The organism is Pseudomonas sp. PS01297 (assembly GCF_029959305.1).
Classification (GTDB): Bacteria; Pseudomonadota; Gammaproteobacteria; order Pseudomonadales; family Pseudomonadaceae; genus Aquipseudomonas; species Aquipseudomonas helleri.
Genome location: NZ_JASCPQ010000156.1, coordinates 1 through 7,491 on the forward strand (window position 1 = coordinate 1; position 7,491 = coordinate 7,491).

The window sequence follows — 7,491 nt, forward strand, 5'->3', positions numbered from 1 at the left end:
CCCTGTAGGAGCGAGCTTGCCTCGCTATCTTTTGATCTTTTTAAAGATCGCGAGGCAAGCTCGCTCCTACGGTTAATCGCATTTCGCCTTTTGCCCACTATTTAATCGAGGAATTTGCCATGAGCGTTCGAGTCGGGATTGTCATGGACCCCATTGCGGACATCTCCTATAAAAAGGACAGCTCGCTGGCCATGCTGTTGGCCGCACAGGCACGCGGCTGGACCCTGTTTTATATGGAGCAGCAAGACCTTTACCTGACCGAAGGCAAGGCCCGCGCGCGCATGAAGCCGCTGAAAGTGTTCGCCAACCCTGAGAAGTGGTTTGAGCTAGAGGCCGAGGCCGACACTGCCCTGAGCGATCTGGACGTGATCCTGATGCGCAAAGACCCGCCCTTCGACATGGAATTTGTGTACACCACCTATCTGCTCGAACAAGCCGAGCGCGACGGTGTGCTGATCGTCAACAAACCGCAGAGCCTGCGTGACTGCAACGAAAAACTGTTCGCCACCCAATTCACCCAGTGCACGCCACCAACCGTGGTCAGCCGTCGCGCCGACGTGTTGCGTGAATTCGCGGCCCAGTACGGCGATGTGATCCTCAAGCCGCTGGACGGCATGGGCGGCACCTCGATCTTCCGCCACCGGGTCGGTGATCCCAACCTGTCGGTGATCCTCGAAACCCTGACTGCCAACGGCACCCAGCAAATCATGGCGCAAGGCTACTTGCCGGGCATCAAGGACGGCGACAAACGCATCCTGATGATCGACGGCGAGCCGGTACCTTATTGCCTGGCGCGGATCCCGGCACAGGGCGAAACCCGTGGCAACCTGGCCGCTGGTGGCCGTGGCGAAGCCCGCCCGCTGAGCGAAAAGGACCGTTGGATTGCAGCCCAAGTCGGCCCAACCCTGCGTGAAAAGGGCCTGTTGTTTGTAGGATTGGACGTTATCGGTGAGCACCTGACCGAAATCAACGTCACCAGCCCGACCTGCATCCGGGAAATCGACAACGCCTTTGGTACCAACATCGGCGCACTGCTGATGGACGCGATTGAGCGCAAACTCGCCGCACGCTGATCTGCGACCTCCAGAAAAAGACCAACATTGCGCTATCATGCGCAGCCTGTGAAACCCGCGATGTTGGTCTTTTTGCCATGACACTCCCCAGCGACCTGCCCCCTGAACTGCGCCACACCGGCGTGCGCGCAGCTGATCGCCTGGGTTTTGCCCTGTTTATCGCAGCCCTGCTGCATATCGCGGTGATTGTGGGCGTGGGTTTCAGCGCCAGCGAGCCCAAGCCAATCAGCAAAACCCTGGAAATTACCCTCTCGACGTTCAAGAGCGAAAAGGCCCCGGAGAAAGCTGACTTTCTGGCGCAGGACAATCAGCAAGGCAGCGGCACGCTGGACAAAAAAGCCGTGCCCAAGACCACTGAAGTGGCGCCGTTCCAGGACAACACCGTCAAAAAGGTCACCCCGCCCCCGGCCGCCAAGCCGGAGCAACCCAAGGCCGCGCCCAAAGCAGCCGTGACCACCGTGGCGCCCAAGCCTAAAAAAGCCCCGAGCGAGCCGCAAAAAACCAAGACTGAGGCGGCGCCCAAGGCCAATATTCCGACGTTCGACAGCTCGCAGCTGTCCAGCGAGATTTCCAGTCTCGAAGCCGAACTGGCGAACGAGCAGCAGTTGTATGCCAAGCGCCCGAAGATCTACCGCATGAGCGCGGCCTCGACCATGCGCGACAAAGGCGCCTGGTACAAAGAAGACTGGCGCAAGAAAATCGAGCGCGTGGGCAACCTCAATTACCCCGAGCAAGCCCGTCGCGAAAAAATCTACGGCAAGCTGCGCCTGCTGGTGTCGATCAACCGCGACGGCTCGTTGCACGAGGTGCTGGTGCTTGAGTCCTCCGGGCAACCGCTGCTGGATCAGGCCGCGCAACGCATCGTGCGGCTGGCAGCGCCTTTTGCACCGTTTACCGGCGACCTGGCCGATATCGACCGTTTGGAGATCATTCGGACCTGGCGCTTCGGCCCGGGGGATCAGTTGTCGAGTAATTAAGCGGCAATCTTCATCCCCTCAACTTGTCAGTTGCCCTTGTCAGCGCCACACTTACGCCCATGAAAAAGCACACGCCAACGTACCTCAAGCACCAATTGCTGATGGCCATGCCGCATATGGCCGACCCTAACTTTGCCCACACGTTGACGTATATCGTCGAACACACGGCCAATGGGGCCATGGGGCTGGTGATCAACCGCCCGATGGATCTGAATCTGGCGGACATTCTTGAGCAGTTGCGCCCCGACGTGCTTTCGTCGCCTTTATGCCAGCACATTCCGGTCTACGGCGGCGGCCCGGTGATGGTGGATCGCGGTTTTGTCTTGCACCCCGCCACGATGAACTTTGACGCCACCGTCGAGCTGCAGGACGGGCTGGCCCTGACCACTTCAGTGGACATCCTGTTCAGCATTGCTGACGGTCGCGGCCCGCAGCGCAGCCTGATCTGCCTGGGCTACGCCGGGTGGGACGCCGGCCAGCTGGAGGCCGAACTGGCCGACAACGCCTGGCTGACCTGCCCGTATTCAAGCGACATTCTGTTTGCAACCTCCAGCGACCTGCGCCTCGACGCGGCCGCCAAACACCTGGGAGTGGATCTCAATTTGTTAACCAGTCAAGCAGGCCACTCCTGATGGCCAGCCTTCGTTTATTGCTGGGTTTCGACTACGGCACCCGCTCCATCGGTGTCGCCGTGGGCCAGATGGTCACCGGCCAGGCCCGCGAGTTGTGCAACCTCAAAGCCGAGAACGGCATTCCCAAGTGGGAAGAGATCGAAAAGCTGATCAAGGAATGGCAACCCGACGCCATGGTGGTCGGCATGCCGCTCAACATGGACGGCACCCCGAGCGAGTTCTGTGCCCGGGCGCAAAAATTTGCCAATCGCCTCAATGGCCGCTTCAATCTGCCCGTGTTTACCCACGATGAACGCCTGACGACCTTCGAAGCCAAGGGCGAACGCCGCTCTCAGGGCGGCCAGCGTGGCAGTTACCGCGACAACCCCGTCGATGCCATCGCCGCCAAACTGGTGCTGCAAGGCTGGCTCGACGAACACCCGGCACCACCTCAAGCCTGACGCTGCGTTTGCCTCACTGACGCGCCCCATTGTTTGCGCCCGCCGCCGCACGCTTTGCCACGCGGGCCTGTTAAGGAGCCACCATGATATTGCCTGTCCCCGCTGAACTGATCTCCCAGATGGCCGTCGACCTCAAGTCTCATCTGGAACGTCGCGGCATCACCGAGCCACGTTTCATCGGCATTCGCACGGGCGGTATCTGGGTTGCTCAGGCGCTGCTGCGCGCACTGGGCAGCGACTCGCCGCTGGGCACGCTGGACGTGTCGTTCTACCGCGACGACTTCAGCCAGAACGGCCTGCACCCGCAAGTGCGCCCCTCGGACCTGCCATTCGAAATCGAAGGCCAGCACCTGGTGCTGATCGATGACGTGCTGATGAGTGGCCGCACCATCCGCGCCGCGCTCAACGAGCTGTTCGACTATGGCCGCCCGGCCAGCGTGACCCTGGTCAGCCTGCTGGACCTGGACGCCGCCGAGCTGCCGATCCGCCCGAACGTGGTCGGCGCGACCTTGTCACTCAAGCCCACCGAGCGGGTGAAATTGTCCGGCCCGGCGCCGCTGACCCTCGAACTTCAAGATTCATCTCTAGAACCCGCCCTTTAAGAGACCATTGCGATGACGCCTCCAGACGCCAAGCGCCCGCTACAGCTCAATGATCAGGGCCAACTGCGCCACTTCCTGTCGCTCGACGGGTTGAGCCGCGAGTTGCTGACTGAAATCCTCGACACCGCAGACTCGTTCCTTGAAGTCGGCGCCCGAGCGGTTAAAAAAGTCCCGCTGCTGCGCGGCAAGACCGTGTGCAACGTGTTCTTTGAAAACTCGACCCGCACCCGTACCACGTTCGAAATGGCCGCCCAGCGCCTCTCGGCGGACGTGATCACGCTGAACGTGTCGACCTCGTCGGCGAGCAAGGGCGAAACCCTGCTCGACACCCTGCGCAACCTGGAAGCCATGGCCGCCGACATGTTCGTGGTGCGCCACGGTGACTCCGGCGCCGCGCACTTCATTGCCGAGCACGTGTGCCCGCAGGTCGCGATCATCAACGGCGGCGACGGCCGCCACGCGCACCCGACCCAGGGCATGCTCGACATGCTCACGATTCGTCGGCACAAAGGCGGCTTTGAAAACCTCTCGGTGGCCATTGTTGGCGACATTCTGCACTCACGGGTGGCGCGTTCGAACATGATCGCCCTGAAAACCCTGGGCTGTCAGGACATCCGCGTAATCGCACCGAAAACCCTGTTGCCGATCGGAATCGAGCAATACGGCGTGAAGGTGTACACCGACATGAACGAAGGCCTGAAAGACGTCGACGTGGTGATCATGTTGCGTCTGCAGCGCGAGCGCATGGCCGGTGGCCTGCTGCCGAGCGAGGGTGAGTTCTACCGCCTGTTCGGCCTGACCACGGCACGCCTGGCGGGCGCCAAGCCGGACGCCATCGTCATGCACCCCGGCCCGATCAACCGTGGCGTGGAGATTGAGTCGGCGGTGGCCGACGGCCCGCACTCGGTGATCCTCAACCAGGTGACTTACGGCATCGCGGTGCGCATGGCGGTGTTGTCCATGACCATGAGCGGGCAAACCGCCCAGCGCCAAATCGAACAGGAGAAGGCCCAGTGAAACTCAGCATTCTCGGCGCCCGCGTCATCGATCCTGCCAGCCAGCTGGATCACATCACCGACCTGCACCTGGAAGCCGGCAAAATCGTCGCCATTGGCGCCGCACCTGCCGGCTTCACCCCAAGCCAGACCCTCGACGCCAAAGGCCTGGTAGCCGCACCGGGGCTGGTTGACCTGAACGTCGCCCTGCGCGAACCGGGTTACAGCCGCAAAGGCACCATCGCCAGCGAAACCCGTGCTGCTGCGGCCGGTGGCGTGACCAGCCTGTGCTGCCCGCCGCAGACCAAGCCGGTGCTCGACACCTCGGCTGTGGCTGAACTGATCCTCGACCGCGCCCGCGAAGCCGGCAACTGCAAAGTGTTCCCGATTGGCGCACTGAGCAAAGGCCTCGACGGCGAGCAACTGGCCGAGCTGATTGCCCTGCGTGACGCCGGTTGCGTGGCCTTCGGCAACGGCCTCAACAGCTTCAGCAACACCCGCACCCTGTGCCGGGCGCTGGAATACGCGGCGACGTTCGACCTGACGGTGATCTTCCACTCCCAGGACCGTGATCTGGCAGAAGGCGGCATCGCCCATGACGGCCCGATGGCGGCCTTCCGTGGTTTGCCGGGCATCCCTGAAACCGCCGAGACCGTGGCCCTGGCCCGTGATCTGTTGCTGGTTGAGCAAAGCGGCGTACGGGCGCACTTCAGCCAACTGACCAGCGCACGCGGTGTGGCGCTGATTGCTCAGGCGCAGGCACGCGGCTTGAAAGTGACCGCCGATGTGGCGCTGTATCAGCTGATTTTGACGGATGAGGCGCTGGTGGATTTCTCCAGCGTGTACCACGTGCAACCGCCGCTGCGCACCCGCGCAGATCGCGACGGACTGCGTGCAGCAGTGAAATCGGGCGTGGTGCAGGCGATTTCCAGCCATCACCAGCCACACGAGCGTGACGCCAAACTGGCACCGTTCGGCGCGACTGAACCGGGCATGAGCAGCGTTGAACTGCTGCTGCCATTGGCAATGACGTTGGTAGAAGACGGTTTGCTGGACTTGCCGACTTTGCTCGCACGCCTCAGCGCGGGCCCGGCCCAGGCTTTGCGCCTGCCCGCTGGCAGCCTGACCGTGGGTGCACCGGCTGACCTGGTGCTGTTCGACCCGGCCGCGTCGACCGTGGCCGGTGAGAAGTGGTATTCCAAGGGCGACAACTGCGCGTTCCTTGGCCACTGCCTGCCGGGCGCCGTGCGTTACACGCTGGTGGACGGGCGGATCAGTTACGAGGGCTAAGCCACCCTCTGACCGTTGTAGGAGCGAGCTCGTCTCGCGATCTTTTGATTGTTTAAAAGATCGCGAGGCAAGCTCGCTCCTACAGGTTTTGACGTTGGCTTACCGACGATCAGCGTTCTCAATCGAGATCTGGTCGTTCAAGGTCCAGAAGTCATACAGCACGCCAATCAGGAAGAAACCGCCCGTTAGCAGGTAGAGGATCCCGGTGATCCACTTGCCCATGTACATGCGGTGCACGCCAAACACACCCAGGAACGTCAGCAGGATCCACGCCACGTTGTAGTCCGTGCTCCCTGCGGTAAAGCGCAGGTCGGCTTCACGGTCCATGCTCGGGATCAGGAACAAGTCGATCAGCCAGCCGATCCCCAACAAACCAAACGTGAAAAACCAGATCGTCCCGGTCACCGGCTTGCCGTAATAGAAGCGGTGCGCCCCCAAGAAACCAAAAATCCAGAGCAAATAACCCAGCACTTTGCTGTGGGTATCATGCTGTGTTGCGTCTCGATAGCCGCTCATAAATGCCCTCTTTGCCAGTGATAGAAAAAATTTCTGATTTTTTTTGTGACTTTTTTACTGTCTCGTAACAGGTAAAAGTGTCTTACAAAAAAACGCTCAAAGCCTTGTCCTACCTGACCTGTACCGTTTTCCTGTGACAATTTGCCACTGTCCTACGCCCTTTTGACCCCGAAGTCGAGTCGACAAACGGCCTGAGAAAGGACAAAAAAGCTGTTATAAAGTTTCGCGCTAATAACCATTGAGCCCTGCCGAATGCGTCCTTTATTCAAGACATGGCTAACCATTTGCCTTTTAATGCCACTGGCCGCCCACGCCACCAACCGTGAGCAACATCTTCCGTCCGGCTTCACTGGCTACACCGCAAAGTCATCTGCGAGTGCGCCTTATGTTGCCACTAACAGCAAAACCAAGGCTGTATCACGCCCAACAGCGAGTAAAGCCCACCGCAAGGCCCCCGGCAAAATTGCCACTGCTTCTTTGGCAGCCGCCAACAAGCAAAGCAGTGCCGTACTGAGCCGCGCCGTGAACGTGTTGGGTACTCCTTATCGTTGGGGCGGTAGCAGCCCAAGTAAAGGGTTTGATTGCAGCGGTTTGGTGAAATATGCGTTTAACGACGTAAAAGCCGTTAATTTGCCGCGCAGTTCCAGCGAAATGGCCAGCGGCCATGGGCAAAAAGTAGAACGCAAAGATTTGAAGCCGGGCGACTTGCTGTTTTTCAACATCAAGAGCCGCAAGGTCAACCACGTCGCCATTTATCTGGGCAACGACCGGTTTATCCACGCGCCGCGCCGCGGCAAGTCGGTGACCATCGACACCCTGAAAAAGCCTTACTGGCAGAGCCACTACGTGGTTGCCAAGCGCGTGTTGCCTAAAGAGACCCTGCGGGTCGCTCAGCGCTAAACCCTGCCTGTAGGAGCGAGCTTGCCTCGCGATCTTTTGACTGTTTAAAAGATCGCGAGGCAAGCT

The 7,491-nt window shown here is 60.4% G+C and carries 9 protein-coding genes; 8 read left to right on the forward strand and 1 reads right to left on the reverse strand.

Annotation, left to right across the window (positions count from 1 at the left end; genetic code table 11):
* Positions 1-119: 119 nt before the first annotated feature.
* The 7 genes from gshB to QMX84_RS25310 all read left to right on the forward strand — a co-directional run bounded on the left by gshB (position 120) and on the right by QMX84_RS25310 (position 6,009).
* Positions 120-1,073, forward strand: coding sequence for a glutathione synthase (gene gshB, locus QMX84_RS25280; RefSeq protein ID WP_048370940.1), 954 nt, complete (start codon positions 120-122; stop codon positions 1,071-1,073).
* Positions 1,074-1,150: 77 nt separating this feature from the next.
* The gene (locus tag QMX84_RS25285) at positions 1,151-2,050 is read left to right on the forward strand and encodes an energy transducer TonB (RefSeq protein ID WP_048370942.1); all 900 of its coding nucleotides are present in this window, start codon (positions 1,151-1,153) and stop codon (positions 2,048-2,050) included.
* Positions 2,051-2,109: 59 nt separating this feature from the next.
* Complete coding sequence (locus QMX84_RS25290; RefSeq protein ID WP_282365070.1) at positions 2,110-2,682, forward strand: YqgE/AlgH family protein; 573 nt, start codon at positions 2,110-2,112, stop codon at positions 2,680-2,682.
* Positions 2,682-3,122, forward strand: a complete 441-nt coding sequence (gene ruvX, locus QMX84_RS25295; protein WP_048370946.1) for a Holliday junction resolvase RuvX — start codon at positions 2,682-2,684, stop codon at positions 3,120-3,122. Before QMX84_RS25290 ends, ruvX begins: the two co-directional genes overlap by 1 nt.
* 83 nt (positions 3,123-3,205) lie before the next feature.
* Positions 3,206-3,724: a bifunctional pyr operon transcriptional regulator/uracil phosphoribosyltransferase PyrR gene (gene pyrR, locus QMX84_RS25300; protein ID WP_153336370.1), complete on the forward strand. Its 519-nt coding sequence runs from the start codon at positions 3,206-3,208 to the stop codon at positions 3,722-3,724.
* 12 nt (positions 3,725-3,736) lie between these two features.
* Complete coding sequence (locus QMX84_RS25305) at positions 3,737-4,741, forward strand: aspartate carbamoyltransferase catalytic subunit (RefSeq protein WP_123750808.1); 1,005 nt, start codon at positions 3,737-3,739, stop codon at positions 4,739-4,741.
* The gene (locus QMX84_RS25310; protein WP_262123404.1) at positions 4,738-6,009 is read left to right on the forward strand and encodes a dihydroorotase; all 1,272 of its coding nucleotides are present in this window, start codon (positions 4,738-4,740) and stop codon (positions 6,007-6,009) included. The genes QMX84_RS25305 and QMX84_RS25310 overlap by 4 nt, the downstream gene beginning before the upstream one ends.
* A 99-nt stretch (positions 6,010-6,108) precedes the next feature.
* Here the strand turns inward: QMX84_RS25310 and QMX84_RS25315 are convergent, their stop codons facing one another.
* Positions 6,109-6,525: an NINE protein gene (locus QMX84_RS25315; protein WP_048370954.1), complete on the reverse strand. Its 417-nt coding sequence runs from the start codon at positions 6,523-6,525 to the stop codon at positions 6,109-6,111.
* Positions 6,526-6,777: 252 nt separating this feature from the next.
* Between QMX84_RS25315 and QMX84_RS25320 the strand changes: the two genes are divergently transcribed.
* Positions 6,778-7,425, forward strand: a complete 648-nt coding sequence (locus tag QMX84_RS25320; protein WP_123750807.1) for a C40 family peptidase — start codon at positions 6,778-6,780, stop codon at positions 7,423-7,425.
* Positions 7,426-7,491 lie beyond the last annotated feature (66 nt).

Coding starts and splice junctions, on each gene's coding strand:
- QMX84_RS25320 (WP_123750807.1), top strand. CDS start 6,778: ATGCGTCCTTTATTCAAGACATGGCTAACCATTTGCCTTTTAATGCCA.
- gshB (WP_048370940.1), top strand. CDS start 120: ATGAGCGTTCGAGTCGGGATTGTCATGGACCCCATTGCGGACATCTCC.
- QMX84_RS25305 (WP_123750808.1), top strand. CDS start 3,737: ATGACGCCTCCAGACGCCAAGCGCCCGCTACAGCTCAATGATCAGGGC.
- QMX84_RS25315 (WP_048370954.1), bottom strand. CDS start 6,525: ATGAGCGGCTATCGAGACGCAACACAGCATGATACCCACAGCAAAGTG.
- QMX84_RS25285 (WP_048370942.1), top strand. CDS start 1,151: ATGACACTCCCCAGCGACCTGCCCCCTGAACTGCGCCACACCGGCGTG.
- ruvX (WP_048370946.1), top strand. CDS start 2,682: ATGGCCAGCCTTCGTTTATTGCTGGGTTTCGACTACGGCACCCGCTCC.
- QMX84_RS25290 (WP_282365070.1), top strand. CDS start 2,110: ATGAAAAAGCACACGCCAACGTACCTCAAGCACCAATTGCTGATGGCC.
- pyrR (WP_153336370.1), top strand. CDS start 3,206: ATGATATTGCCTGTCCCCGCTGAACTGATCTCCCAGATGGCCGTCGAC.